This is a genomic window from Brachybacterium squillarum M-6-3 (assembly GCF_000225825.1).
Taxonomy (GTDB): Bacteria; Actinomycetota; Actinomycetes; order Actinomycetales; family Dermabacteraceae; genus Brachybacterium; species Brachybacterium squillarum.
This window is the reverse complement of the sequence record NZ_AGBX01000007.1, coordinates 199,978-225,688: the sequence shown is the minus strand read 5'-3', so window position 1 is coordinate 225,688 and position 25,711 is coordinate 199,978. Positions and strand designations below refer to the sequence as shown.

The window sequence follows — 25,711 nt, the reverse complement described above, 5'->3', positions numbered from 1 at the left end:
GGGCTCCTCGCTGCGTCGGGCGGGCTCAGCCGGCCTCGTGGTGGATGACGCGCTCGACGGCCTCCACCAGCGCCTGCCGAGCCGCGTCCTGCAGCTCGGCCAGCAGCGCGCGCCGCCGCTGGGCCTCGGCGAGCTGCACGGTCTGCTGGGAGCCCTCGGCCAGCTCGCTGCGGGTCAGCAGCAGGGTGCGGGCGGCCAGCACCAGCAGGTGCGCCTCCCGTCCGGCCAGGTGGCGGGGCAGGCCGGTGACCGTCCAGTCGGCGGGCACCCGGGCCAGCTCCACCGGCTCGTCCGGCACCAGGTCCAGGTCGATGCTGGAGTCCGCGGCGCGACGCAGCGCGGTGAGCAGCTCGGTGCGGGCGGTGCCGGAGGACGCCGGCGGCGCCAGGGAGGCGCCGAGCGGGGCGGCGTAGCGCTCCCAGCGCACCCGGGCGCCGCGGCCGTGGGGGTCGTCCTCGGGGATCAGGGTGGGCACCAGGGTGTGGTCGGCGAGGCCGGCGGCGGTGACCACGACGGCCTGCTCGGCCTGCAGCGCGGCGGCGATGGCCGGGGGCGGACCGACCAGCCCGGCGATCCGGCCGGGCTGGGGCAGCACCAGACGGGGCGCGGCCAGCGGCAGGCGCCGCAGGGAAGTCATCCAGTCGAAGAGGTCCTCCCCGCCCGGTGCGGGGCGGCTGCGGTCGGCGCCGTAGGCCAGCTCGGCGGCGTCGTCGGGGCCCAGGTCGCCGCGCAGGTAGGCGGCGCTCCACAGCAGCAGCACCGCCGTGCGGGGCAGCGCGACCAGGTCCCGGTCGGCCGTGGGGGACTGGCTCATGCGTCCCCCTCGTGCAGCACGAAGGTGGCCGAGGGGGCGTCCAGGTCCACGGACTCCAGTCGGATCCGCACGGCTGTGCCGGGCACGGCGTCGCCCGGCACCCAGGCGGTCACGGGCGGCTCGGCGAGCTGCACCTCGACGCGGGTGGGGGCCTGCTCGCGGCCGTCCTCGTCGACGGAGGCCTCCCGACGCTCGATGACGGTGCCGGTGAAGGTCTCGCCGACCTGCGACTCCAGGGCGGCGACCTCCACCAGGTCCAGGGCGCGTCGCTCAAGATCTCCGGCGCGGGCGGCCGTGGCCTGCATGGCCTCCGGGATGAGCGGCAGAGCGGCGAGCAGCGCCGGATCGGGGGCCTCGCCGCGGGCATGGGCCAGGCAGACCAGCAGCACGAAGCGGTCCACCAGGCGCCGCAGCGGGGCGGTGGTGTGCGCGTAGGGCGCGGCGATCGCGGCCTGCGCCGGCTCGTCCGGCACCTCCTCGGGGGTGGTGAAGGCGGCGTAGGAGGCGCCACGGAACAGGGCCCCGGCCTGATTCAGCAGCGCCAGGTGCGCCGGGTCTTCCGCGGTGAGGCCGCGCAGCAGCTCCCCGTAGGGCATGTCGGCGGGCCAGTCGATGCCGAGGGCCTCGGCCTGGTGGCGGAATCGTTCCCGGGCGCGCGCGTCGGCCGGGGGCAAGGTGCGCAGGATGCCCGAGCCGCCGCGCAGCATCAGGTCGGCGGCGACCATACCGGTGAGCAGGGAGATCTGGGCGTTGGCGTCCTCGATGGGGTGGGGGCGGCGCCACCTCAGGCGGATCCGCTCCTCCTCGGCGATGACCTCCTGCTCGGGGATCTCCAGGCTCGCCCCGCCGCGCTCGGCCTCCCGCGCGGTGCGCAGTGCCCCGATCTCGGCCAGCAGCTCCATCATCGGGTGTCCGCGCCCGGCGTCGAGGTCCGCCTGCACGGCGTCGTAGGCGAGCTTATCGCGGGAGCGCACCACGGCCCGCTCCAGCGCGACGTCCGTGACCTCCCCGCGGGCATCGAGGTCCAGGGTCCACACGACCGCGGGGGTGTCCTGCGTGGGCAGCAACGAGGCGGCGGCCTCGCTGAGCACCGGCGGGTGCAGGGGGATGCGCCGGTCGGGCAGGTACACGGTGGCGCCGCGGCGGCGGGCCTCGGCGTCGATCGGCCCGTCGAGGTCCACCACGAAGGGCACGTCGGCGATGGCGTAGCGCACCCGGTAGCCCTCGCCCTGCCGGTCCAGGTGCATGGCCTGGTCCAGGTCGGTGGAGGAGGCCGGGTCGAGGGTGACGAAGGGGATCTCCCGCAGGTCCGTGTGCTCGTGGGGCTCGCGGGCGGCGGCCTGCTCGGCGGCGGCGAGCACCTCGGTCGGGAACTCCTGCGGCACCTCCTCGGCGTCGGCGAGCAGGGCGTCGATGCGCTCGGCGATCACCGCGGCGGCCACGGTGCCCGCGGGGGCGTGCAGGGAGACGGGACGATGCGGCACGGCGACCTCCTGGGGAGCCGGAGAGGGGGCGGCCCGTCGCACGGCGCACCGGTCGGCGGGCCCGGCCAGTGTAGGGGCCGCAGGGCGATAGGCTCGGAGCATGCCGATCGCTGCTGCCTCCCTGTCCGATGTCGTCGTGCGACGCTCCGGCCGGGACCTCCTGCATGAGGTCTCCCTCGAGATCGCGGAGGGGGAGCGCTGGGCCGTGCTCGGCCCCAACGGCGCCGGGAAGTCCACCCTGGTGCGGCTGCTGTCCACCCGCCTGCACCCCACCTCCGGCACCGTCGAGGTGCTCGGCGAGCGCCTCGGCCGGGTTGACGTCTTCGAGCTGCGGCCATTGCTGGGCCTGGCCTCCCAGGAGCTGGCCGACACCATCCCGGCCGACGAGACCGCCCTCGACGTGGTCGTCACCGCCGGGTACAGCGTCGTCGGGCGCTGGAACGAGGCCTACGACGCGATGGACCTGGACCGCGCCCGCACCCTGCTGGCCGCCTTCGGCGTCGGCGACCTCGAGCAGCGCATGTTCGGCACCCTCTCCACCGGCGAGCGCAAGCGGGTGCTGGCCGCCCGCGCCCTGATGACCGACCCGGAGCTGCTGCTGCTGGACGAGCCCGCCGCCGGCCTGGACCTCGGCGGGCGCGAGGCCCTGGTGCGCACCCTGGGGCGGCTCGCCAAGGACCCCGCCACCCCGGTGACCGTGCTGGTCACCCACCACGTGGAGGAGATCCCGCCCGGGTACACCCACGTGGCGCTGCTGCGCGAGGGCGAGCTCGTGGCCGCCGGCCCCATCGCCGAGACCCTGACCTCGCAGAACCTCACCCGCACCTTCGGGCTGCCGTTGGTGGTCGAGGCCCGCGGCGAGCGCTTCACCGCGCGCTCCCTGCAGCTGTCCTGAGCCCGCACCCGTGATCGAACGGATCACGTCCACCGAGGATCCCCGGCTGGACGACTACCTGCGCATGACCGATGTGCGCCTGCGCTCCCGGATCGAGCCCGAGCGCGGGCTGTTCATGGCCGAGAGCTACGAGGTGATCTCCCGGGCGCTGGATGCCGGGATGCGGCCGCGCTCTTTCCTGATGTCCGAGAAGTGGCTGCCGCGCTTCTCCCCGCTGTTCGAGCGATTCCCGGAGCTGCCCGTGTTCGTGGGGGAGGAGGCGCTGCTGGAGACCCTGACCGGCTTCCACCTGCACCGCGGGGCGCTCGCGGCCATGCAGAGGCCCGCACTGCCGAGCCTTCAGGGGCTGCTGGGGGAGCGGGAGCGCTCCCGGGTGGCGATCCTCGAGGACATCGTCGACCACACCAACGTCGGCGCGATCTTCCGCTCCGCGGCCGCCCTCGGGGTGGACGCCGTGCTGGTCACCCCGCGCTGCGCCGACCCGCTGTACCGCCGCGCGATCCGGGTGTCGATGGGCACCGTCTTCCAAGTGCCCTGGACCCGCATCGACCCCTGGCCGGACGGCATCGGCACGCTCCAGGAGCAGGGCTTCACCGTGGCCGGGATGACCCTCGGCGAGGGCGCCATCACCCTGGACGCGCTGGTCGCCGAGGACCACCCGCGCCTCGCCCTGGTGTTCGGCACCGAAGGCCACGGCATGACCCCCGGCGCCGACGCCCGGCTGGACCGCCGCGTCACCATCCCGATGATGCACGGGGTGGACTCGCTGAACGTGGCGGCGTCCTCGGCGGTGGCGTTCTACGCGAGTCGCTGACCCGGCTCCCTGCAGCCCGCGGATCCGGTCAACGGTCGATCCAGCTCTGCATCTTCTCCGGGTAGCGGTCCACCGCGGTGTCGATCCGGGCGGAGACCTCCGAGAGTCGGTCCAGGCTCTCCGCGTCCAGGTCGATGGCCGCCGCTCCGAGGTTCTCCTCGAGCCGGTGGACCTTGGTGGTGCCGGGGATCGGCACGATCTGCTCGCCCTGGGCCAGCAGCCAGGCCAGGGCCACCTGCGCGGGCGTGGCCTCGCGGCGTCGCGCGATCTCCCCGAGCAGCGCCACCAGCTCCTCGGCGGGCTCCAGCCCCTGCTGGGTGTAGCGCGGCAGGCTCGCCCGCACATCGCCCTCCCCGAAGCCGGCGGTGGTGTCCACGGTGCCGGTCAGCATGCCCTTGCCGAGCGGGCTGAAGGGCACCAGGGCGATGCCCAGCTCCCGCAGCGTCGGCAGGATCTCCTGCTCCGGCTCCCGCCACCACAGCGAGTACTCGCTCTGCAGGGCGGCGACCGGCTGCACCGCGTGGGCGCGCCGGATCGTGGAGACCCCGGCCTCGGACAGGCCGAAGGCGCCGACCTTGCCCTCTGCGATCAGCTCGGCGACGGTGCCGGCGACATCCTCGATGGGGACCGTCGGGTCGACCCGGTGCTGGTAGAGCAGGTCGATGCGTTCCACGCCGAGACGACCCAGGGAGCCGTCGACGTTGCGGCGGATGGTCTCCGGGCGGGAGTCCAGCCCGTTGGCGTCCCGGGCCTGCTCCAGGTCGAAGCCGAACTTGGTGGCGATGGCGACCTGCTCGCGGACCGGGGCGAGGGCCCGGCCGACCAGCTCCTCGTTCGTGTAGGGACCGTAGACCTGGGCCGTGTCGAAGAAGGTGACGCCGAGGTCGACGGCGCGACGGATCACGTCGATGCCGTGGGCGTCGTCCACGGCGGCGCCGTAGCCGTGGCTGAGGCCCATGCAGCCGAAGCCGATCTCCGAGACGGCCGGGCCGTCGGTGCCGAGGGTGCGGGTGTCCATAAGAGCTCTCCTGCTGCTCGTGCGGATGGGGTCGATATCGAGGCTAGGGAGGGGCGAACCAGCGTGGAAGGCACTGTCATTGCCTCCCAGTCCCGCAGCCTTCGGCGACGGCGGATGCGTTGCGCCGTCGCAGTGAGTCCCGGTCAGAGCAGGTTGTTGTCCCGCAGCCAGGCCTCGACCTCGGCCGCGGTGCCCTCCGCCTCGACGTCCTCCCCGCGGATGGCGAGGCCGTCGGCGACCTCGGCGTCCGGCAGCACCTCCCGGTAGTCGCGGTCGATGCCTGCCATCCCGGAGACGGCGTAGGTGACGAAGGGCAGGACCCGCATCCCGGTGAGGTCCAGGCTCTCGACGAGGGCGGACAGGATCATCGGGGCCCGCACGTTCCAGACCGGGCTGCCGATGAGCAACGTGTCGAAGTCCTGGGCATCGGGCAGCTCACCGGCGATGGCAGGCCGTGCGTCGGCGTTCTGCTCACGGACGTTGCGCTCCACGGTCGGGTCGTAGGCCTCGGGGTAAGGATCGGCGGGGACGACCTCGTACTCCTGGACCTCGATGCGCTCGGTGATCAGTCGGGCGAGGCGCTCCGTGTTGCCGACCGCGAGGTCCCTCCGTCCGCCCTCCCAGTAGTTCTCGCCATCGCGGGAGAACCAGATCAGCAGGGTTCGGGACGACGCGGCCTGCTCGGTGCTGGATTCCATGGTGGGTTCTCCGTTCTCGGGGGTGCTCGAGGCCGGCACGTCGTCGGCTCCCGGACGGGCGCACGCCGCCAGGGCGAGTAGACCGGTGGTCGCGAGCAGGCTTCGACGGGTGGGTGCGGACATGGTGCCAGCCAACACCTCCGGCGGGTGCGCGGGGAGGGAGCGGTGTTCAGTGCCCTGGCAGGGCAGGGATCTAACGGAACTGTCTTTGCCACTTCCCAGGGACCCGACTCGTCCGATTGACTCCCACCGACGACGAGTGGATTATGAAGCCGACCGTTAGCCTGGCGACCTAACCCAGCTGGCACCTCATAGGCATCAATCCCGAAAGCGCTAGCTTAATGCTATCGCACTACTTAAACGAAAGGTGGTGCCGTTGAGTAATCGTACGCGGATCTACTCTTCCGCAAATGCCACATTCCTCGTAACTGCTCCGATTTGGGCCACGGTCGCCTATGGCCGACTCCCATGGCTTTCAGGCATCATTATCCTGCTCTTGGTATACCTCACCGCATGGTCGGGTCGCTCCCAACACACGATCCATAGCCCTTCCTGGATGGCGGGAGTTGTGGCAGGAAGTAGCGCCTTCGCAGGGATTGTCTCAGTAGAAGGGTACTCGAATGTTCACCTTGAGGGCACATCCCTCCCAATATTGGGAATGTTCATCGATCTCCTTGATAATCACGCATGGGCCGCAACAACACTGATTACAGCAATCGTATTTGCTGCTTGGCTTTTGTTCTACTACTGCCTGACGCCAGAAGTTGATCGTTCGGGCCGGAATTGCTCGGAGGTGGCGCATCCGACTGGATAAATCGACTCCGTTGTCCGAGTAGCGCGAAATGACCGTGACAGGATTTTTTGTTCGGAAGGCAAGCCGCGAGGGCGAACAGCGCGGTGGCCGCGAGCAGGCCCCGGCGGGTTGGTGTGACCTGGTGCCTGCCAACACCTCCGTCTGACGTGCGGGGAGGTAGCGGTGTTCCGTGCCCTGGCAGTACCTGTCTCGATCCAGGAGCAGCTGGCTACGCTGAAGCATGTCCCGATCCCGTCGACCCCCTCGGCTCCCAGGCGATGCTGCGAGCTTCGATGACCTCGACCCCCGGGAGCAGGCACGGGTCCGCGAACAGTGGGCCTCGCGGATGGACGCCCTGGTGGCCGAGCTGAACTTCGCGGCAGAGTTCGAGGCGGCAGGAGAGTCCTACTCGGAAGCGGATGAGGACGGGAACCTCATCATCCACGAGCCGAGGGCGTGACCGACACCGGGTCTCTTCTGTGAGTGCCCGAATGGCTTGGCCCGGGTGCCTCCGTCGGCCCCGACCCAGCTCACCGCTACGATGTGAACTGGGCAGCAATCAGCTCGAGGGCCGCTGTCGTGGACTCGACCGTGGTCGGTCGCGCCCCATGGTCGGAGGGCCATCCCCGCCCGTGCGAGACCCAGATCGCGGGCAGCCCGGCGTCGCGGGCCCCCAGGACGTCGGCGCGCGGGTTGTCGCCGATCATCCAGATCTGCTCGCCGTCCTCCGTCCCCGCGCAGGCGGCGGCGAAGATCCGCGGATCGGGCTTGGCGACGCCCACCTCCTCCGAGAGCACGATGCCGTCCAGCAGCCCGGTCAGTCCGGCGCGGGCGATCTTCGCGCGCTGCTGCCGGCCCGTGCCGTTGGAGACCACGGCGATGTGCACGCCGCCCTCGCGCAGACGGCGCAGCGCCTCGACCACCCCGGGGTAGCAGCGGATCAGCTCGACGTGCTCGGTCATCACCCGGTCCCGCAGGATGGCGTCTTCGTCCGTCAGGCCGGTCGCGTCCCGGAGGGCGCGGACCACCTCGGCGCGGTCCCCGTAGCCGTGGTCATCGGCGGCCAGCAGGGCGGCGATCCCGTCGTCGTCGTCGCCTCCGGAGCCGCGCACCGTCGACCGGACCCAGGCACGGAACGCGGCGTCGCGGTCCACGAGGGTGTTGTCGAGGTCGATCAGCAGGCGCACGGTGGTCCTTCAGCTCGACAGCGCCGGACGCTCGGCCGGGTGCCGCACCAGCCACCGGTCCACCGCGTCCTCGTCCTCCAGCACGAAGCCGTGACGGCTATACAGCCGTCCGGCGGGGCTGTGCTGGAGGACGTTCAGACGGACGGGTCGGTCCTCCGGCATCTCGGAGAGCACCTGGCGCAGCACGGCGGTGCCGGTCCCGCGGCCCTGGGTGTCCGGGTCGAGATAGAAGTGCTCGATCCAGTAGGCCTCTGGCTCCGCGCGCACAGCGATGCAACCGATCTCCCGGCCGTCCTCGGTGACGATGATCCGGGTGTTGTCGGGCACGTAGCCGTTGCGAAAGCGCTGGCGCACCTCCGCCGGGTCGAAGACTCCCACCCGCTCCAGGTTGGGGCACATCACCACGGCCCGCAGCTCGACCAGCCAGTCGATGTCCTCGGCGGTCGCGGGACGCAGGTTCACGCCCCGCCCCTCTGCGTCCTGGCGGTCACCGGGTGAGGAGGTCACAGGGTGATCTGCAGCTTCACGTCGGTGGGGCGGCCCTCGAGGAAGCGCTCGAAGGCGCGCGGGGAGTCCTCGAAAGCGAACGTCTCGGAGACGAAGCGCCCCAGGTCCACGGCATCGGTCGCGGCCAGGTCGATCGCCGTCTGGTAGGAGTTCGCATAGCGGAACACCGTCTCGATCGACACGCCCCGGCTCTGAGCGGTGGCGACGTCGAAGGGCACCGGCTCGGCGGGCATGCCGACGGCGACGATGCGGCCGCCCGGCGCGGGCATCGACCAGATGGTCTTGTAGGCGGGGGCGGCGCCGGAGGCCTCGATGACCACCTGCGGGCCCCAGCCGCCGGTCTCGGCGCGCACCCGCTCGCCGAAGTCCTCCCGGGTCACGTCGACGGTCACGATGCCCTCCATGCCTTCCAGCAGGCCGAGCTTCTCGGGCAGCACGTCCCCGACGAACACCCGGCTGGCGCCGCCGGCCCGGGCCGCCAGCGCGCACATGATGCCGATGGTGCCCGCGCCGATCACGGCCACCACGTCACCGGGGGAGAGCTCGGCCTTGGTCGCGGCGAAGACGCCGACGGCGAAGGGCTCGATCAGGGCGCCCTCGGCGAAGCTCAGCGAGTCCGGCAGCACGTAGGTGTACGCGGCGGGGTGGATCACCTCGTCGACCAGGCAGCCGTCCACCGGGGGAGTGGCCCAGAACCGGACGGCCGGGTCCACGTTGTAGTGGCCCTCCTTGCTGGCGCGGGAGCTGGCGTCGGGGATACCGGGCTCCATCGCCACCCGGTCGCCGACCTGCACGTTCGTGACGCCTTCGCCGATCTCGAGCACGGTGCCGGAGCCCTCGTGGCCCAGGATCATCGGCTCCTCCAGCACGAAGGGGCCGATCTTGCCGTCGGTCCAGTAGTGCACGTCGGAGGCGCAGATCCCCACCGTGTGCATCGCGATGCGCACCTCACCGGGTCCGGGGGAGCCGATCGGCTCGACCTCCTCCACGCTCATCCGATCCTTCTCGTGCAGCACCAGTGCCCGCATCGCAGACCCTCCTCGGTCCTCGTCCTCTCGCGTGCCGCCATGATCGCAGAGGGGCCCGACGAAGCAGGAGGGCCGACCGCCCCGTGGCCGGTCCACCCCGTAGCCTCCGGGACATGGACGACCATGCGGACCACCGCACGCGCAGGGAGCGGCGCGAGCACCTTCTCGCCCTCGAGCACGAGGGCTGGGGATCGCTGTGCGACGGCACCGGCGCCGCCTTCTACGGGGCGCTGATGACCGCGGACGGCGTGATGGTGCTGGCCCACGGCCTCACCCTGGACCGGGAACAGGTGATCGCGTCCCTGGACGACGCCCCGACCTGGGACGCCTACGAGATCCGTGAGCCGCGTCTGATCGATGCCGGTCGCGAGGGCGCCGTCCTCGCCTACCGGGGCCGGGCCCGACGCGGCGAGGACCGCTTCACGGCGCTCATGAGCAGCCACTGCGTGCACCGCGACGGCCGCTGGCGGCTCGCGCTCTACCAGCAGACGGTGGTGCCGAGCCAGGACTGACCAGGACTGACCTGGTCCAAGCCCTCCGTTCCGAGCCGCCCCGCTCGTTCGTCACACCCCTCCCGCACACTTCGTACAGATGTTCGAAGCGATGACCTGCCCGCCTTGAGCGGCACCCCGTCGAGGCGTACAGTTCGAACGCACGTTCGAACGAGTGTGTGGTCTCAGCGAGGGAAGGGCAGGGGAGACGGAGTGTCCATGAGCCTGGTGGCCCGGCCCGCGCCGGAGCAGCACGAGGAGCGCCTGGCGCGCGCCCGTGCCGCCCTGGGGGCCGCCGAGCGCAGCGCCTCCCGCTGGGGCGGCCGCATCGACCGCACCGCCCTGCGCAGCGTCGGCGGTCCGACCCCGAGCGCCGAGCCGGAGCAGCCGGCCGCGGAGGAGGAGCTGGTCGGCACCCGCCTGCCCGTGCCCGGCCCGCTAGCCCCCCTGTTCCCGGGGGCCGGGCTGCGGGCGGGCAGCTCGGTGGCCGTGGAGGGCGCCGCCGGCACCTCCCTGCTGCTGGCCCTCGCGGTCGCCGCGACGGGGGAGGACGCCTGGTGTGCGATCGCCGGGATGCCCGACCTGGGGCTGCGTTCCGCTCTGGACGCCGGGCTGGACCCGCAGCGTCTTGCCCTCGCCCCGGCCGAGGGGGAGCAGCGCCCGCAGGTGCTCTCGGCCCTGGCCGACGGGGTGGGGGTGCTGGTGCTGGGTCCGGACCTCGACCTGGCCCCGGCGCTGTGGCGCAGCCTGCTGGGCCGTGCCCGTGCCGCCGACACCCTGGTGCTGGCGGCCCGTCCGCCCGGCCGCGCGGATCTCGCCCTGGACTCCGTGCCGCTGGCCTGGCAGGGCCTCGGCCGGGGCAGCGGCCGCCTGCGCCGACGGCGCCTGCGGGTGAGCTCCCGCGGTCGCGGCATCGCCGGACAGCGCACCACCGAGGTGCTGCTGCCGCAGGTGGGCGGCATGATCGCGGCCGCCCCCTCGCCGCTCGCCACTCCGACCCGGGTGGACATCGCCCCCGCGGCCCCCGGCCTCACCCTGCACACCCGGCAGAAGGCCGGCTGATGAGCACGCTCGCCGCCGCCCCGGCCGAGGCACCCTCGGGGGAGACCACCCGCACGGTCGCGGTGACCGTGCCGGACTGGCCGTTGGTCGCCGCCCTGGACCGTCACCAGCGTCGCGGGGAGGAGACCCCGCCGGTGGACGTGGCCCGGGACCCGGTGCTGCTGATCGAGCAGCACCGCGTCACCCATGCCGGGGCCGCCGCCCGTGCCGTCGGGGCGCTGCCGGGCATGAAGCGGCGCGCCGCCCGTGCCGCCTGCCCCGAGGCGCTGGTGCTGGAGGCTGACCGGGAGCAGGAGAGTGCCCTGTTCGAGCTGGTCGCCGCCGCGGTGGACACGGTCGCCGCCGGGGTGGACGTGCTGCGCCCGGGCACCCTGCTGATGGCCGCCCGCGGCCCCGCCCGCCACCAGGGCGGGGAGGAGGAGCTGGCGGTCGCGATCATCGACGCGGTGGCCGAGCTGACCGGCTGGGACTGCGCGGTGGGCATCGCCGACGGCCCCTTCGCGGCGCTGCTGGCCTCACCGGCCGGGCGGATCGTGCGGCCCGGCCGCTCCGCGGACTACCTGGCCCCGCACCCCATCGCCACCCTCGCGCAGGCCCCCGTCGGCCCCGGCTGGGGCCATCGCGGTCAGCCCTCCGCCACCCGCCCCGAGCGACGACTCGACCTGGCCGGGACGGTGGACCTGCTGCAGCGCCTGGGCATCACCACCCTGGGGGAGCTGGCGGCCCTGCCCGCGGCCTCCGTCGCCGACCGCTTCGGGCCGGACGTGGCGACCCTGCACGAGCTGTCCCGCGGCGGGGAGCCCACGCCCCCGGCCGCGCACCACCCCACCCAGCCTGTGCTCGCCGAGACCGTACTGGACCCGCCGCTGGTGCGCACCGACCAGGCGGCCTTCATCGCCCGGCCGCTGGCCGAGCAGCTCCACGAGCTGCTGGTGGAGCGGGGGCTGGTGTGCACCCGGCTGCGGATCGTGGCCCGCACCGAGGGCGGCGAGGAGATGGAGCGCACCTGGCGGCACGACGGCGCGCTGTCCGTGGCCGACGTGGTGGACCGCATCCGCTGGCAGTGCGACGGCTGGATCACCCGGGCGCGGCTGGGCGGCCCGGCCACCGGGGCGATCGTGCGGATCGGCCTGCACCCGGTGCAGCTGGCACCGGCGGGGGAGAGCGCTGCGGCGCTGTGGGGCAGCGCCGGCGAGGCCGCCCAGCGGGCCGCTCGCGCCTTCGCCCGCGCCCAGGGCCTGGCCGGGGAGGACGCCGTGCAGGTGCCGGTGCTGCTGGGCGGGAGGCTGCTCGCCGAGGAGGGGCGCCTGGTGCCCTGGCGGGCCGAGAAGCCCGCCGCCAGACCCGGTCCCTGGCCCGGCGCGGCCGCCCGTCCCCTGCCCGCCACCGTGCTGTGGCAGCCGCCGGAGGTGGCGCTGCTCGATGCGGCGGGGGAGCCGGTGCTGGTCACGGCGCGCGGCCTGCTCAGCGCCCCGCCGACCCGGCTGCGGGTCGCTGCGCCCGGCGCCCAGGCCCTGCAGCGGGTCGGCCTGGAGGCGGGCCGGGAGCATGCGGTGCTAGCCCACGGCGCCCCCACCGCGATCGACGAGCGCTGGTGGAGCCCCGGCGGCACCCGCGCCGCGCGCCTGCAGCTGGTGCTCGGCGCCGCGCCTCCCGACGCCACACCGGGCATCGCGCCCCCGGGAGAGTCTGAGGGCACCCAGACCGCCGTGCTGCTGCTGTCCCGCCGCGGCACCTGGAGCGTGGAGGGGATCTATGACTAGAGAGTCCATGCCGCGGGGAACCATGCCGGAGATACCCGGAGCCGTCGGGGTCGCCCTCACTGAACCGCCCTTGAGTATCACTATGATGGAGAATAATATCCATCATATGAGAACCGAGGCACCGCTGCTCGCACCCGTCTTCCGCTCCGAGGGACAGGCACGGCTGCTGTCCCTGCTGCTGCTCGAGGACCGGGCCCGCAGCCTCGCGGAGATCTCCGCGGAGACCGGTCTGGCCTACCCCACCGTGCACCGCGAGGTGGCCCGTCTCCTGGAGGCGGGGATCCTGCAGGAGCGCCGCGCGGGGCGCACCCGGCTGATCAGCGCCGCGGAGGACAGCCCGCTCACTCCGCCGCTGCGGGAGATCGTGCTGATCAGCACCGGCCCCGTCGCGCTGCTCGCCGAGGAGCTGCGTCCCCTGCAGGGGATCGACGCGGTCTTCCTCCACGGATCCTTCGCCGCCCGGATGCGCGGCCGGTCCGGTCCCGCCCCTCGCGACATCGATGTGATGGTCGTCGGGACCCCGGACCCGGAGGAGGTCTACGAGGCCTGCGCCCGGGTCGAGGACTCGGTGCACCGCCCCGTGAACCCGAGCATCGTCACCCGGGAGGAGCTGCTCGACGACAGCGGCTTCCACACCCAGGTGCGCGCCGATCCCATCGTGCCGGTCCTCGGGGAGCCGCCATGGTGACCGCACCGCTGGACGAAGAGCAGCTGCGTGCCGTCGACCAGCTCGTCCGCAGTCGCCGGCTGGCCCCGGTGCCGGTCGATCTCGATCGCGCCGCGGTCTTCCTGTCCAAGGCACGGCACCGCCTCGAGGAGGTGCATCGTCTGCAGTGGCCGGAAGGTCGTTTCACCTACGCCTACGACGCGGCGCACGACGTCGGCGAGGCTCTGCTGGCGGTCTACGGCTATCGCACCGCCAACGGTCCCGGCCAGCACGAGACCCTCGGTCGGTTCCTGTCCGCGGTGCTGACCACCCCGCCCGGACAGGCTGGAGCCCGGCGATTCGATCAGATGCGTCGGGCCCGGAACCAGCAGCGCTACGACTCCCGGACCGTCGGCGAGGCCGACGCGGAGGTGGCCGTCCGTGCGGCACGGCATCTGTACGAGGGGGCGGCAGCGCGAGGGCTGTGACCCGGCAGGTCCGGGATCAGGGCATGAGCGAGAGACAGGACGGAAGGACGGAGGTGAGGCATGGCCGGATGGTTCCTGGGGCCACCCGCGTGGAAGGACCTGGAGGCGATCCTCTCGGACCGGCCGGCGGCGACCGTCGCCCCGCCGATCGTCGTCGAGCACACCGGGAAGAAGCCGCCCGGCTACCGCCCGTCCCGGGCGGTGCCCTATGCCGAACTGCACGCCCACTCCCACTTCAGCTTCCTCGACGGCGCCTCCAGTCCCGAGGAGATGGTCGAGCAGGCCGCCCGGCTGGGCCTGGAGGCCATCACCCTGGTGGACCACGACGGGCTGCCGGGGGCGGTGCGCTTCGCCCGCACCGCCGCCGCCGAGGGCATCGCCACCGTCTTCGGCGCCGAGCTCACCCTGGGGCTGGAGCCGGGGGCGGTCACCGCCTCGACCACGCCGGTGATCTCCGCGCCCCGCACCGGGGTGCCCGACCCGGAGGGCGAGCACCTGCTGGTGCTGGTGCGCGATGCGGCCGGCTACCGGGAGCTGTCCTCCGTGATCGCCCGCGCCCACCTGGACTCCGGCACCAAGGGAGTGCCCCGCTACCGCCTGGCCGAGCTGCAGCGGGTGGCCCGCGCCGGGCACTGGCAGATCCTCACCGGCTGCCGCAAGGGCGCCGTCAGCCGCGCCGCCGCCGCGCGCCTGGCCGAGGGGGACCTGGACGGCGCCGCCCATGACGCGGCCGCGGCAATCGCGCGTCTGGTGGAGCTGTTCGGCACCGGGAACGTGGCCGTGGAGCTGGTGGCCGGCGGGGGAGGGGAGGCCGATGAGCTGCACGACGCCCTGGCGCAGGCGGCCCGGCTGGTGCGGGAGTCGCACGGCCTGGATGAGGTGAGCCTGCCGCTGGTGGCCTCCACCAACGCCCATTACGCGGCCCCGGCGGACAAGCGCCTGGCTGACACCCATGCAGCGCTGCGCGCCGGGGTGCCGCTGGCCGAGGCCGACCCCTACCTGCCCGGGCACCTGGCCTGCCTGCGCAGCGGCGAGGAGATGGAGGCGCTGCTGCCGCGCTACCCGCGGGCCATCGCCGCGGCGGCCCGGCTGGGACGGGACTGCGCCCTGGACCTGCGGCTGCTCGCCCCGGACCTGCCGCCCTTCCCGGTGCCACAGGGCCACGACGAGGCGAGCTGGCTGGTGGAGCTGGTGGAGCAGGAAGCCCGGGAGCGCTACGGCCCGCGCCCCACCCCACAGGTCCCGGAGCGGGTGCCGGGGGCATGGGCGCAGATCGAGCACGAGCTGCGCATCATCACCGACCTGACCTTCCCCGGCTACTTCCTCATCGTCCACGACCTGGTGGCGTTCTGCCGCCGCGAGGGGATCCTCTGCCAGGGCCGCGGCTCGGCCGCGAACTCCGCGGTCTGCTACGCGCTGGGCATCACCGCGGTGGAGCCCGTCGGCCATCAGCTGCTGTTCGAGCGCTTCCTGGCGCCGGAGCGGGACGGCCCGCCGGACATCGACATCGACATCGCCTCGGACCGCCGCGAGGAGGTGATCCAGTACGTCTACGAGCGCTACGGCCGGGAGAACGCCGCGCAGGTCGCCAACGTCATCACCTACCGGGCGAAGCTCGCCGTGCGCGACGCCGCCCGGGCGCTGGGCTACGACACCGGCTCCCAGGACGCCTTCTCCCGCCGCATCGAACGCTCCTTCTCCTCCCTGGCGGAGGCCGATCTGCCCGCCGACGTGGTGGAGCTGGCGCATCGGCTGCGGGACGCGCCCCGTCACCTGGGCATCCACTCCGGCGGGATGGTGCTGTGCGACAGGCCGGTGATCGAGGTGTGCCCCGTGCAGTGGGCGGCGATGGAGGGCCGCACCGTGCTGCAGTGGGACAAGGACGACTGCGCCGACGCGGGCCTGGTGAAGTTCGACCTGCTGGGGCTGGGGATGCTCACCGCCCTGGACCATGCCCTGCGCATCATCGCCGAGCACCACGACCAGCATTTCGAGCTGCGCACCCTGCCGCAGGAGGATCCGGCGGTGTACGACATGCTGTGCACCGGCGACTCGATCGGCGTGTTCCAGATCGAGTCCCGCGCCCAGATCTCCACCCTGCCGCGGCTGCGGCCACGCGAGTTCTACGACCTGGTGGTCGAGGTGGCGCTGATCCGTCCCGGCCCCATCCAGGGCGGCAGCGTCCACCCCTACCTGCGGCGCCGCACCGGCGAGGAGCCCGTCACCTTCATCCATCCGCTGCTGGAGAAGTCCCTGGCCCGCACCCTGGGGGTGCCGCTGTTCCAGGAGCAGCTGATGCAGATGGTCGTGGACATCGCCGACTTCACCCCGGCGCTGGCGGACCAGCTGCGCCGCGCGATGGGCTCCAAGCGATCCACCCAGAAGATGCTGGACCTGCACGACGCCCTCTACGCGGGAATGGCACGGCACGGCATCACGGGGGAGGCCGCGGAGACGGTCGAGCGGAAGCTGCTGGCCTTCGCCAACTACGGCTTCCCCGAGTCCCACGCCTACTCCTTCGCCTACCTGGTCTACGCCAGCTCGTACCTGAAGTGCCACTACCCGGCGGCGTTCACGGCGGCGCTGCTGCGCTCCCAGCCGATGGGCTTCTACTCTCCGCAGTCGCTGATCGCCGACGCCCGCCGTCACGGGGTGAGCACCCGCGGCCCCGACGTGCTGGCCAGCCGCGCCCGCACCGACCTGGAGACCGACGACGACCACCGCGGCTACCGGGTGCCGGTGGATGCGGAGCTGTCGCCGGGACAGCGCCGCGAGCAGGTGCAGGGGGAGGCCGCGGCGGCCGGCCCGGTGATCCGGCTGGGCCTGGACCAGGTGCGCTCGATCAGCACGGAGACCGCCGAGCGGATCGTCGCCGAGCGGGAGCGCGGCGGGGCCTTCGCCTCGGTGCCGGACCTGGCGCGGCGGGTGCGGCTCAGCGCCGCGCAGCTCGAGGCCCTGGCCACCGGTGGGGCGCTGGACGCCCTGGGCGGCACGCGGCGGCAGGCGCTGTGGGCGGCGGGCGCCGCCGCCCAGGAGAGCCCGGACACCCTGCCGGGTCTCGCCGTGGGGGCGCAGGCCCCGATGCTGCCGGGGATGAGCGACGCCGAGCTGACGGCAGCGGACTCCTGGGCCACCGGCATCACGGTGGCCGAGCACCCGATGGCGCTGGTGCGGGAGCGGCTGACCGCCGAGGGGGTGCTGTCGATCCAGGGCACCCGGGAGGCGGAGGACTCCACCCGCATCCGGGTGGGCGGCGTCATCACCCACAAGCAGCGACCGATGACGGCCAGCGGCATCACCTTCCTCAGCCTCGAGGACGAGACCGGGATCCTCAACGTGGTCTGCTCGAAGGGCTTCTGGGCGCGGCACCGGGCGCTGCTGCGCACCTCCCGCGCGATCGTGCTGCGCGGCATCATCGAGAACGCCTCGGGCGCCGTGAACCTGGTGGCCGACGACGTGGCCCCGCTGGAGGTCGCCGCCGCCGGTCCCTCCCGCGATTTCCGCTGACCCCGGAGCGTCCACCCGCGGACGACCGGGGCCGGCGACCCCCGCGGATGAGGTCACCGGCCCGGGGACGCGGTCGTGGAACGGGCTACGGGTCAGGCGGCGACGGGCTCCGCCCCGGACGGGGCGGCGGCGCGTCGTCCGTCCACCCGGCGCGCCCCGCGGGCCGCCACCAGGGTGATGACCAGCGAGATCGCTGCCCACACCAGGATCGTGCCGAGGGTGCCGAGGGTCGAGACCAGGGAGCCGCCGAGCGCCGCATGGGTGAGGCCCTCGGTGACGATGGTCAGCGGCATGAACCCCGCGATCGCCTCCAGCGCCGGGGGAGCGGTCTCGATCGGGAGGATCCCGACCAGGGCCACCACCTGCAGCACCACCAGGATCACCGATAGCAGGCGTCCGACCCGGTTCCCGCACAGCACCATCAACGCCTGGTGCAGCATCGCGAACATGATCGCCCCGGCGAGCGCGACCACGGCCACGGCCAGCGGGGAGACCGGCGAGATGCCGATCGCAGTGATCACGGCGAGCACGGCCACGGTCTGCGCGGCGGCGACGGCGAGGGACGGCAGCAGGGAGCGCAGCGCGACCTTCCACATCGGCATCGCCCGGTCCATCAGCTTCCGCGACAGGGCCGGCAGCAGCAGGGCCGCCGCGAAGGCCCCGAGCCACAGGGCCAGACCCACCACGAAGGGGAAGATCGCGGTGGTGGCGCCGGATGCCTCGTTCTCCCGATCCGCCTCGGTGTCCACGGGGGAGGCGGCCTGGGCGCTCATGCGGTCCCGCTCGTCCTCGCTGTAGGAGGGCACCTGGTCGGCGCCGTCCTGCAGGCCGTCCGCGAGCTGCTCGGTGCCGTCGGTCAGCTCCTCGGAGCCGTCGGCGAGCTGCTCGGTGCCGTCGGCCAACTCCCCGGAGCCGTCGGCCAGCTCGGAGCTGCCGTCAGCGAGCTGCTCGGAGCCGGTGGCGAGCTCGTCCGCGCCGTCCGCGAGCTGCTGGTTGCCCTCGGCGAGCTGGGAGGCCCCGTCCGCGCTGGCGTCCGAACCCGCGGCGAGCTGGTCCAGCCCACCGGTCAGCTCGGAGGACCCGGAGGCGCTGGCCTCGAGACCGGTGGCGAGCTGGTCGGCACCGTCGGCGAGGTCGGAGGCGCCGTCCGCACTGGACCGGGCTCCCTCGGCGAGCTGCCCGGTGCCGTCGGCCAGGGTGTCCACGCCCTCGGCGTACTCCCCGAGACCGTCGCTGAGAGCGACCACGCCGTCCTCGAGCTGCTCGGTGCCGTCCGCACTGGACCGGGCGCCCTCGGCGAGCTGATCCGCCGAGGCGATCAGACCGGGGTTCTCGGCGGAGCCGTCCCCGTTGAAGGCGGTCTCGAGCCCGTCGGCGTACTGCTGCACGCCCTCGAGGCCGTCCACGAGACCGTCTTCGCTGTCGGTGCCATTGAGGCCTGTGGCAAGACCTTGCGCGCCCTCAGCGAGTGAGCCGTTCTCATTGCCCTTGGTCACGGTCGAGACGGTCCTCGTCGAAGCAAGCAAGCGACCAGCCGTGAGGCACTCCTCTGAGTCGGCACCATAATCTCTGCAAACGAGAGCCTCCATCGCCTCAGCGTCGGAGACCATCTGCGGTTCGGCGAGAGTCTCTTCGCCGACCACGGCCGACTCGATAGCTCCTGTCGCATCCGCGATTCCCTGTGCTCCGTCGCCAGCGGTGGCCGCGCCGTCTGCGAGGTCCTCGGCGGTGGCAGACAGCCCTGGGTTCGCGTCGGTGCCGTCGCCGTTCACGGCCACGGCGGCCTGCGAGACACCATCGGCGTACTGCTCCAGGCCCGTGGCCAGCTGGTCGGCTCCGGCGGCGAGGCCGGGATTATCCGTAGTGCCGTCGCCGACCACGCCCGCCTCGAGCTGCTCGGCGCCGTCCAGCAGACCGTCGTTGTTCTCGTCGCCGCGCATACCGGTCTGCAGGGCGCCCACGCCGTCCTCGAGGTCCTCGGCGCCGGTGGCCAGGTCGTCCAGGCCGTCGGCGAGCTGCTGGTTACCCTCGGCGAGGTCGTCGGCGCCGTCGGAGAGCTGGCCGAGCCCGCTGGTCAGCTCCTGGCTGCCCTCAGCGGCGTCCCCGGCGCCGTCGGCCAGGGAGCCGAGCCCGTCGGCCAGCTCGTCGGAGCCGTCGGCGCTCTGTTGGGCGCCGTCGGCGAGGCTGACCACGCCGCCGGAGAACTCCTCGGTGCCCGTGGCGAGCTCATCGGCGCCGCCGGCGAGCTGGTCGGCGCCGTCGGCGGACTGGTCCAGGCCGTCGCTGAGCTCCCCGGAGCCGTCGGCGAGCTCGTCGGCGCCGTCGGCGGCCTCCTGGTAGCCGTCCTTGAGGTCGTCGAAGCCGAGGTAGATGCCGTCGAGGTACTGCTCGGTCATCTCCCCACCGAGGCCGGTGGCGGCGGCTTGGGTGACGGCGGTGGCGATCAGTGCGTTGAGCTGGCTGTTGGCGTCGTTGGAGGTCACCTCGATCATGGCGGGCGCCGCGTCGGTGGTGCCGATGGTCACGAGGTTCTCGGAGAAGTCCTCGGGGATGACGATCACGGCGGCGTAGCTGCCGTCGCGAAGCCCGTCGTAGGCGTCGTCCTCGCTGGTGAGCTGCCAGTCGAAGCCCGCGGTGTCCTCGTCCCCGCTGACGGAGGCGAGCGAGGAGGAGGTGTCGGCGGCGTCCCCGGCGGTGCCGGGCTGGGTGAGGGCCCCGGCGACGGAGCGGCCCAGCGGCACGGTCTGGGTCTCGCCGTCCACCTCCATCTCGGCACCCTCGTCGAGGTTCACCACGGCGGCGGGCACGTCGTCGAGGCGGTCCACGCGGCCGCTGAGGGCCCAGAGGCCGATGCCTGCCACGAGCACGGGCAGCAGCAGGACGAGGACCAGGATCCGGGAGTGCAGCAGGCGGGTCATGCGAGGGCTCCTTCCGGAGCGGCGGTGGTGGAGCGGTGCACGTCCAGCGCGATCAGGCGGGAGGGGTCGTGCATCCCGGAGGCGAGCGCGCGCTCGGTGGCGGTGGGGTCCTCGGTGTCGGAGCCGACCACGAGGGTGGCGCCCTCCTCGAGGATCGCGTCGAGGATGCCGAGCAGGGCGGGGTCGGTCTCGACGGCCTCACCGAGGTCCTTGAGGCGGTCGATGACGATCATCCGCTCGGCGACGGGGGAGGCGGCGATGTCGTGGAGGCGCTCGGCGGCGTCGGCGCCGGCGGGCACCCGGTGGGTGCGGGCCTGGATGGCGCCGAGGTCGTCGGGGGCGAGCCGGTCGTGGACGGCGAGGATCCCCGCGGTGGGCACGGCGCGACCGGCGGCGAGGGCGAGGAAGGTGGCGCGGGCGGCGTCGTCCTCGGAGCGGACCACCATGATCGAGCCGGGGGAGAGGGCGCCGGTGAGGGGGCCGAGCCGGCCGTCCTCGCCGAGCAGCGGCACCACGGTGTCCTCCAGGCGCAGCGCCGATTCGCCGTGCTGCGCGGTCCAGCGGCGGTGCTCGAGCACCTCGGCGAGGCCCTCGCCCTCCACGTCGACGGTGGGCAGGCGACGGTCCAGCCAGGCAGGCAGGGACCAGGCGCGGTCGCCGAGCAGGGCGAGCACGGCGGGCACCAGGGTCATGCGCACGACGAAGGCGTCCACGAGCACGCCAACGGCGAGGCCGATCGCGATGGGCTGCAGCATGAACCAGCCGGCGGTGACGAAGCCCGCGAAGACGGAGGTCATGATCAGTGCGGCGGCGACCACCACGGGGGCGCTGCCGACGAAGCCGCGCTCGATGGCGCCCTTCGCGTCGCCGCTGTGCACGAACTCCTCGCGCATGCGGGTCACCAGGAACATCTCGTAGTCCATGGCCAGGCCGAACAGCACGCCCATCACCATGATCGGCATGAAGGCGACGACGGGGCCGTTGACGGAGACGAACAGGGGGCCGTTGAACCAGCCGTACTCGAAGACCATCGCGGTGACGCCGAAGGCCGCGCCCACCGACAGGAGGTAGCCCAGCGACGCCTTGATCGGCACCCACAGGGAGCGGAACACGAGGGTGAGCAGGATCAGGGAGAGCCCGACGACGAAGATGCCGAAGGGCACGAGCGCGCCGGAGAGCTTGTCGGTGACGTCGATGCCGACGGCGGTGGAGCCGGTAACGGTGACGTCGGAGATGCCGAGCTCGTCCTCCCAGTCGGCGGCGTCCTCGCGGATCTCGGTGACCAGGTCCTTGGTGGACTGGGCGGTGGGGCCGCCGGTGGGGATCACGGATACCACGGCCATGTCGGCGCCCTGGTTGGGGGTGGCGATCTGGATCTCCTCGACGCCGTCGAGGGCGGTGATGCGGTCCTCGAGGTCCTCGACCACGGCCAGGGGGTCGTCGGTGTTGATGATGTCGGCGGTGACCAGCAGGGGACCGTTGTAGCCGGGGCCGAACTCCTCGGTGATGAGGTCGTAGGTGTCGCGCGCGGAGGTGCCCTCCTCCTCGGTGCCCTGGTCGGGCAGGGCCGGCTCGAGGTCGCGGGCGGGGATCGCGAGGGCCCCGATGCCGAGGACCACCACGACGATGGTCAGCACCGGCACCTTGGTGGCGATCCGCACCCAGGCGCGGCCGATGCGGTGGGAGGAGCCGTGCGCGGCGGCGACCTCCTCTGGAAGCTCGCCGTCGTGCTCGGCCATGGCGCGGCGGGTCCAGCGGGGCCGCAGCCGCTCACCGAGCAGGCCCATCAGGGCGGGTAGCAGGGTGAGGGCCACGAGCACGGCGACGGCGACGGTGCCGCCGGCGGCCACACCCATCACGGTGAGGAAGGGGATACCGGTGATGAACAGGCCCACCAGGGCGATGATCACGGTGAGCCCGGCGAAGATGACGGCGCTGCCGGAGGTGGCGATCGAGGAACCGATGGACTCGCGCACGTCCTCGCCGCGTTCGAGCTGGCCGCGGTGCCGGGAGAGGATGAACAGGGCGTAGTCGATACCGACGGCCAGGCCCAGCATCGCGCCCAGGGAGGTGGCCACCGAGGGGATCTCGACGCCGACGGTGAGCGCCATCAGCGCCATCATGGAGGCGCCGACGCCGACGATGGCGGTCACGATGGGGATGACCGCCGGGATCACGGCGCGGAAGACGATGCCGAGGATGATCAGGGCGAGGATCACGCCGATCACCTCGCCGGCGCCGAAGGGCACCTCGCCGCTCTGCAGCACCTGCCCGCCGAGGTGCACGGACAGGGCGGAGGACTCGGCGGAGGCGTCGTCGACGATGGCCTGCAGCTCGTCCACGGACTCGGCGGGGAACTCGCCGATCTGGCCGTCCATCTGCACGGTCGCGATGAGGGCGGTGTCGTCGTCGTTGCGCGTGCCGGGGGAGAGGTCGTCGAAGGGTGAAGGGGCGGTCTCGACGCCCTCGACCTCCGCGATATCCTCCATGACGTCCTCGATGGCGCCCTGGTGCTCGTCGATGTCGGATCCGTCCTCGGCGACGAACACGATGTCCCCCGAGGTGCCGCCCATCTCCGGGAAGCGGGTGGCCAGGGCGTCCAGGCCCGCCTGGGACTCGGTGCCGGGGATCTCGAACTCGGTGGAGAACGACCCGCCGAGGCCGACGGCCAGCCCGGCGACGGCGATCATCACCACCGCCCAGGCCGCGACGACCTTCCAGGCATGGGCGGCCATGGCGCGGCCGAGCCGGTACAGGGACGAGGACACGAGGCCTCCCGGGGGATGGTGCGGCGGACGAGGGCCGTGACCCCCGCGAGAACATCTCAAGACGGTTTCGCATTCGATACGAAGTCGTATCGAGGGGATACTATAGGGGACACCGGCGTCCCCTCAACGCTCAGCACGAGCGCCGCCGGACCCTCTCTCCCCGCCGCCCGACCCTCTCGAGGAGCCATGACCGACCTGTTCGAGCCGCTGCCCGCCTCGGCGGCCACCCGCCGCAAGGAGAACACCCGCGCCCGCCTGGTGCGCGCCTCCCTCGAGGTGTTCGTGGAGAAGGGCATCGACGGCGCCACCGTGGACGACCTCGTCACCGCCGCCGGCTTCACCCGCGGCGCCTTCTACTCCAACTTCTCCTCCCGCGAGGAAGTCTTCATCGAACTGTTCGCGCAGGTCACCGATGAGCTGCTGACCACCGTCGGCTCCGACGTGGCCGAGGTGGTGATGCCCAGCGGCGAGGACTGCAAGGTCGACCCGGAGGCCGACGCCGCCGCCCTGATCACCGCCTTCGAGGCGATCCGCCCCTTCGGCAGGCAGTGGTACCTGCTCTACTCCGATGCGATGGCCCGCTCCCTGCGCGACGAGGAGCTGCGCACCCAGCTGGTCCACCAGCGCTCCCGACTGCGGGACGCGATCGCGACCCTGCTGCGGCGCGGCATGGAGATGACGGGGGAGCGGTCCCGCCTGGACCTCGAGGACCTCGCCCAGCTCGTGGTCGGCGTCTACATCGACCTGATGGTCCGCGAGCAGCTCGACGGCCGTGACATCACCGAGCTCGCGGCGACCACCATCCTCGGCACCGTGCGGGCCTTCCTCGAGCCCGCCGAGAGCCCCGCCACCTGAGCCCGTTGCCGCCGCGGGCATCGTGCCAGAAGGCCGGTAGCCTGCCCGGATGAGCACCGCATCCCCGACCCCGAGCAGCCCGCCCACCGAGTCTGGAGGCCCGGCCGGCGCCGTCTACGCCGACCGGGGTTCCTCGCACCTGGACATCCTCCTGGCCCTGATGGTCACCGTCGTGATCCTCTCGGGCATCGGCGCCGCCAAGGGGGTGAGCTTCGGGACCGTGCCCGGCACCGGTTTCGAGATCATCACCGACGGCGGCTTCTTCCTGTTCCCTCTGGCCTACGTGCTCGGCGACGTGATCACCGAGCTGTACGGGCCGCGCACCGCGCGCCGCGCCATCCTCACCGCCTTCGTGGTCTCGATCCTGGCCACCCTCAGCTACCAGGTGATCATCGCGCTGCCGTCCTTCGACGACGAGTACGGCCGCGCCAAGCAGGAGGCGCTCGAACTGGCACTCGGCCCCGTGTGGATCGTCGTCCTGGCCAGCCTCGCCGGATTCCTGGCCGGACAGACCCTGAACTCGCAGGTGGTCAGCCGGATGAAGCGACGCCTGGGGGAGAAGGGCCTGGTGGCGCGGCTGTTCACCTCCAGCGGCCTCGGCGAGCTGGTGGACACCGTCATCTTCTGCACCATCGCCAGTGCCGCCATCGGCATCACCACCGTGCAGCAATGGGCCGAGTACACGCTGCTGGGCTTCCTGTACAAGGTGCTCGTGCAGTACGCGATGATCCCGGTGACCGCCGCCGTGATCCGGTGGCTGAAGCGCACCGATCCCAGCTACCAGGCGGCCCTGGCCGCGCGGGTGGCCTCCGACGAAGGTCAGGTCTCCGCCGCGGCGCGATGACCTTTGGTCGAGGCCCCGTCGCCGAGGGTCCGAGGAAGGGGGAGCAGGGGAGCGGTGACAGTGGATCCATGACCACGACGACCCGCCCCCAGCCCTTTACCTCCGCCGCCGACCCTCTCGACCCCGCCGCCCCGCCCCCTGACCCGGCAGTGACGCCCGCGTCCCCGCCGCGTCCCTTCGGGGCCCAGCTCCGGATGAGCTGGTGGAAGCCGCTGCTGATCATCACCGTGCCGCTACTGGTGATGTTCGGCGGAAGCCTCGTTTTCGTCGTCATCGCCGTGCTGCTGGACCAGCTGGTGTTCGGCGCGAGCGCCGGAGCCTTCGAGATCACCCCGGCGATGATGCTCGCCACGAACCTCTCGCTGGTGGTGATGGCCCCGGTGGCGATCGCCCTGACGGCCTGGCTCGCCAAGGTCCCGTGGCGCTCGCTGCTCTCGGCGGGCGGCGGACTGCGCTGGCGGCGCCTGGCCGGCTACCTCGGCGTCTTCTCGGCGCTCGTGCTCGCGGTGTCCGCCGTCGGCAGCCTGCTCCTGCCGGAGTCGATGGGGCTCGGCGCGGGCTTCGCGATCACCGGCACCTCGGTGGCGTTCCTGGTGATCGCCGTGCTGACCACGCCGCTCCAGGCGGCCGCCGAGGAGCTCACCTTCCGCGGCGCGATGATGCCAGCGATCGGCTCCTGGGTGCGGGCGCCGCGCCTGGCCCTGGCTCTCGGGCTGACCGGATCGAGCCTGCTGTTCGGCCTGGCGCACTTCTCGATCGACCCGTGGCTGCTGAGCTACTACACGATCGTCGGCGTCTGCACCGCGGCCATGGCGATCATCAGCCGCGGCCTGGAGGCGCCGATCGCCTTCCACGTCGGCAACAACCTGGTGCTGATGGTGCTGGGCGCGCTGTTCTCCGGCGGCGGCAACATGGCCATCGACCGCTCGGTGGGCGCCGGTGGACCGTTCATGCTGGTCTTCATCGCCATGGACGTCGTCGCCGTGCTGCTGGTCGTGTGGCACGAGCGCCGCGCACGCCGCGCCCTGGCCGCCTGATCCGGGTCAGCGCACACCGTGGACGGCGCGATTCCAGCCATCGGGTCTGCGCCGTACTCACGTGACCAACCGCTCCAACTGGCAATGCGGCGTA

Annotated in this window: 21 protein-coding genes; 12 read left to right on the top strand and 9 right to left on the bottom strand. The window is 72.7% G+C overall.

What is annotated here, in order from left to right; genetic code table 11:
- Positions 1-25: 25 nt before the first annotated feature.
- Together OM98_RS10610 and OM98_RS10605 are read right to left on the bottom strand one after the other, a co-directional pair.
- The gene (locus OM98_RS10610) at positions 26-814 is read right to left on the bottom strand and encodes a hypothetical protein (RefSeq protein ID WP_010534602.1); all 789 of its coding nucleotides are present in this window, start codon (positions 812-814) and stop codon (positions 26-28) included.
- Positions 811-2,298, bottom strand: a complete 1,488-nt coding sequence (locus OM98_RS10605) for an RNB domain-containing ribonuclease (RefSeq protein WP_010534601.1) — start codon at positions 2,296-2,298, stop codon at positions 811-813. The genes OM98_RS10610 and OM98_RS10605 overlap by 4 nt, the downstream gene beginning before the upstream one ends.
- A 100-nt stretch (positions 2,299-2,398) precedes the next feature.
- Between OM98_RS10605 and OM98_RS10600 the strand changes: the two genes are divergently transcribed.
- Together OM98_RS10600 and OM98_RS10595 are read left to right on the top strand one after the other, a co-directional pair.
- Positions 2,399-3,193: an ABC transporter ATP-binding protein gene (locus OM98_RS10600; RefSeq protein WP_010534600.1), complete on the top strand. Its 795-nt coding sequence runs from the start codon at positions 2,399-2,401 to the stop codon at positions 3,191-3,193.
- Between the two features lie 10 nt (positions 3,194-3,203).
- The gene (locus OM98_RS10595; protein ID WP_010534599.1) at positions 3,204-4,007 is read left to right on the top strand and encodes a TrmH family RNA methyltransferase; all 804 of its coding nucleotides are present in this window, start codon (positions 3,204-3,206) and stop codon (positions 4,005-4,007) included.
- Positions 4,008-4,035: 28 nt separating this feature from the next.
- On the opposite strand, the gene OM98_RS10590 is transcribed toward OM98_RS10595, so the two are convergent.
- Positions 4,036-5,025 carry an aldo/keto reductase gene (locus OM98_RS10590; protein WP_010534598.1) on the bottom strand — a complete coding sequence of 330 codons (990 nt, stop codon included), beginning with the start codon at positions 5,023-5,025 and terminating at the stop codon, positions 4,036-4,038.
- 143 nt (positions 5,026-5,168) lie between these two features.
- Positions 5,169-5,723 (bottom strand): flavodoxin, encoded by a 555-nt coding sequence (locus OM98_RS10585; protein ID WP_217491419.1) that lies wholly within the window; start codon positions 5,721-5,723, stop codon positions 5,169-5,171.
- A 1,034-nt stretch (positions 5,724-6,757) separates the two neighbouring features.
- Between OM98_RS10585 and OM98_RS10580 the strand changes: the two genes are divergently transcribed.
- Complete coding sequence (locus tag OM98_RS10580; protein ID WP_010534596.1) at positions 6,758-6,976, top strand: hypothetical protein; 219 nt, start codon at positions 6,758-6,760, stop codon at positions 6,974-6,976.
- Between the two features lie 76 nt (positions 6,977-7,052).
- Here the strand turns inward: OM98_RS10580 and OM98_RS10575 are convergent, their stop codons facing one another.
- Genes OM98_RS10575 through OM98_RS10565 form a run of 3 tightly spaced genes read right to left on the bottom strand, consistent with a single transcriptional unit; the run spans position 7,053 to position 9,238 of the window.
- A complete protein-coding gene (locus OM98_RS10575; RefSeq protein ID WP_010534595.1) occupies positions 7,053-7,703 on the bottom strand; it encodes an HAD family hydrolase in 651 nt (216 codons plus the stop codon).
- A 9-nt stretch (positions 7,704-7,712) separates the two neighbouring features.
- The gene (locus OM98_RS10570; RefSeq protein WP_010534594.1) at positions 7,713-8,165 is read right to left on the bottom strand and encodes a GNAT family N-acetyltransferase; all 453 of its coding nucleotides are present in this window, start codon (positions 8,163-8,165) and stop codon (positions 7,713-7,715) included.
- Between the two features lie 41 nt (positions 8,166-8,206).
- Positions 8,207-9,238, bottom strand: coding sequence for an NAD(P)-dependent alcohol dehydrogenase (locus tag OM98_RS10565; protein ID WP_010534593.1), 1,032 nt, complete (start codon positions 9,236-9,238; stop codon positions 8,207-8,209).
- A 113-nt stretch (positions 9,239-9,351) separates the two neighbouring features.
- On the opposite strand from OM98_RS10565, the gene OM98_RS10560 reads away from it, so the two are divergent.
- From OM98_RS10560 to OM98_RS10535, 6 genes are all read left to right on the top strand, one after another.
- Positions 9,352-9,750, top strand: a complete 399-nt coding sequence (locus OM98_RS10560; RefSeq protein ID WP_010534592.1) for a nuclear transport factor 2 family protein — start codon at positions 9,352-9,354, stop codon at positions 9,748-9,750.
- A 198-nt stretch (positions 9,751-9,948) separates the two neighbouring features.
- Positions 9,949-10,791: a hypothetical protein gene (locus tag OM98_RS10555; protein WP_010534591.1), complete on the top strand. Its 843-nt coding sequence runs from the start codon at positions 9,949-9,951 to the stop codon at positions 10,789-10,791.
- Complete coding sequence (locus OM98_RS10550) at positions 10,791-12,554, top strand: DNA polymerase Y family protein (RefSeq protein WP_010534590.1); 1,764 nt, start codon at positions 10,791-10,793, stop codon at positions 12,552-12,554. Before OM98_RS10555 ends, OM98_RS10550 begins: the two co-directional genes overlap by 1 nt.
- A 106-nt stretch (positions 12,555-12,660) precedes the next feature.
- On the top strand, positions 12,661-13,242 hold the full coding sequence (locus OM98_RS10545) for an ArsR family transcriptional regulator (protein WP_010534589.1): 582 nt from the start codon (positions 12,661-12,663) through the stop codon (positions 13,240-13,242).
- Entirely contained in the window at positions 13,236-13,688 is a 453-nt protein-coding gene (locus OM98_RS10540) for a hypothetical protein (RefSeq protein ID WP_010534588.1), read from the top strand. The genes OM98_RS10545 and OM98_RS10540 overlap by 7 nt, the downstream gene beginning before the upstream one ends.
- Positions 13,689-13,748: 60 nt before the next feature.
- Positions 13,749-17,195: an error-prone DNA polymerase gene (locus OM98_RS10535; RefSeq protein ID WP_010534587.1), complete on the top strand. Its 3,447-nt coding sequence runs from the start codon at positions 13,749-13,751 to the stop codon at positions 17,193-17,195.
- Between the two features lie 92 nt (positions 17,196-17,287).
- On the opposite strand, the gene OM98_RS10530 is transcribed toward OM98_RS10535, so the two are convergent.
- Together OM98_RS10530 and OM98_RS10525 are read right to left on the bottom strand one after the other, a co-directional pair.
- Positions 17,288-20,113: a YhgE/Pip domain-containing protein gene (locus tag OM98_RS10530; RefSeq protein WP_010534586.1), complete on the bottom strand. Its 2,826-nt coding sequence runs from the start codon at positions 20,111-20,113 to the stop codon at positions 17,288-17,290.
- Positions 20,110-22,881, bottom strand: a complete 2,772-nt coding sequence (locus tag OM98_RS10525; RefSeq protein WP_010534585.1) for an MMPL family transporter — start codon at positions 22,879-22,881, stop codon at positions 20,110-20,112. The genes OM98_RS10530 and OM98_RS10525 overlap by 4 nt, the downstream gene beginning before the upstream one ends.
- A gap of 186 nt (positions 22,882-23,067) precedes the next feature.
- Here OM98_RS10525 and OM98_RS10520 point away from each other — a divergent pair, with 186 nt between their 5' ends.
- The 3 genes from OM98_RS10520 (at position 23,068) to OM98_RS10510 (ending at position 25,617) form a co-directional block, all read left to right on the top strand.
- Complete coding sequence (locus OM98_RS10520; protein WP_010534584.1) at positions 23,068-23,736, top strand: TetR/AcrR family transcriptional regulator; 669 nt, start codon at positions 23,068-23,070, stop codon at positions 23,734-23,736.
- 49 nt (positions 23,737-23,785) lie between these two features.
- Positions 23,786-24,580, top strand: a complete 795-nt coding sequence (locus tag OM98_RS10515; RefSeq protein ID WP_010534583.1) for a queuosine precursor transporter — start codon at positions 23,786-23,788, stop codon at positions 24,578-24,580.
- A gap of 68 nt (positions 24,581-24,648) precedes the next feature.
- Complete coding sequence (locus OM98_RS10510) at positions 24,649-25,617, top strand: CPBP family intramembrane glutamic endopeptidase (RefSeq protein WP_139017693.1); 969 nt, start codon at positions 24,649-24,651, stop codon at positions 25,615-25,617.
- The last annotated feature ends 94 nt before the right edge of the window (positions 25,618-25,711 follow it).

Excerpts from the sequence above, each read along its gene's own strand:
- OM98_RS10535 (WP_010534587.1), top strand. The coding sequence starts at position 13,749 with ATGGCCGGATGGTTCCTGGGGCCACCCGCGTGGAAGGACCTGGAGGCG.
- OM98_RS10565 (WP_010534593.1), bottom strand. The coding sequence starts at position 9,238 with ATGCGGGCACTGGTGCTGCACGAGAAGGATCGGATGAGCGTGGAGGAG.
- OM98_RS10555 (WP_010534591.1), top strand. The coding sequence starts at position 9,949 with ATGAGCCTGGTGGCCCGGCCCGCGCCGGAGCAGCACGAGGAGCGCCTG.
- OM98_RS10540 (WP_010534588.1), top strand. The coding sequence starts at position 13,236 with ATGGTGACCGCACCGCTGGACGAAGAGCAGCTGCGTGCCGTCGACCAG.
- OM98_RS10550 (WP_010534590.1), top strand. The coding sequence starts at position 10,791 with ATGAGCACGCTCGCCGCCGCCCCGGCCGAGGCACCCTCGGGGGAGACC.
- OM98_RS10590 (WP_010534598.1), bottom strand. The coding sequence starts at position 5,025 with ATGGACACCCGCACCCTCGGCACCGACGGCCCGGCCGTCTCGGAGATC.
- OM98_RS10520 (WP_010534584.1), top strand. The coding sequence starts at position 23,068 with ATGACCGACCTGTTCGAGCCGCTGCCCGCCTCGGCGGCCACCCGCCGC.
- OM98_RS10610 (WP_010534602.1), bottom strand. The coding sequence starts at position 814 with ATGAGCCAGTCCCCCACGGCCGACCGGGACCTGGTCGCGCTGCCCCGC.
- OM98_RS10585 (WP_217491419.1), bottom strand. The coding sequence starts at position 5,723 with ATGGAATCCAGCACCGAGCAGGCCGCGTCGTCCCGAACCCTGCTGATC.
- OM98_RS10530 (WP_010534586.1), bottom strand. The coding sequence starts at position 20,113 with ATGACCCGCCTGCTGCACTCCCGGATCCTGGTCCTCGTCCTGCTGCTG.
- OM98_RS10515 (WP_010534583.1), top strand. The coding sequence starts at position 23,786 with ATGAGCACCGCATCCCCGACCCCGAGCAGCCCGCCCACCGAGTCTGGA.
- OM98_RS10510 (WP_139017693.1), top strand. The coding sequence starts at position 24,649 with ATGACCACGACGACCCGCCCCCAGCCCTTTACCTCCGCCGCCGACCCT.
- OM98_RS10580 (WP_010534596.1), top strand. The coding sequence starts at position 6,758 with ATGTCCCGATCCCGTCGACCCCCTCGGCTCCCAGGCGATGCTGCGAGC.
- OM98_RS10600 (WP_010534600.1), top strand. The coding sequence starts at position 2,399 with ATGCCGATCGCTGCTGCCTCCCTGTCCGATGTCGTCGTGCGACGCTCC.
- OM98_RS10545 (WP_010534589.1), top strand. The coding sequence starts at position 12,661 with ATGAGAACCGAGGCACCGCTGCTCGCACCCGTCTTCCGCTCCGAGGGA.
- OM98_RS10560 (WP_010534592.1), top strand. The coding sequence starts at position 9,352 with ATGGACGACCATGCGGACCACCGCACGCGCAGGGAGCGGCGCGAGCAC.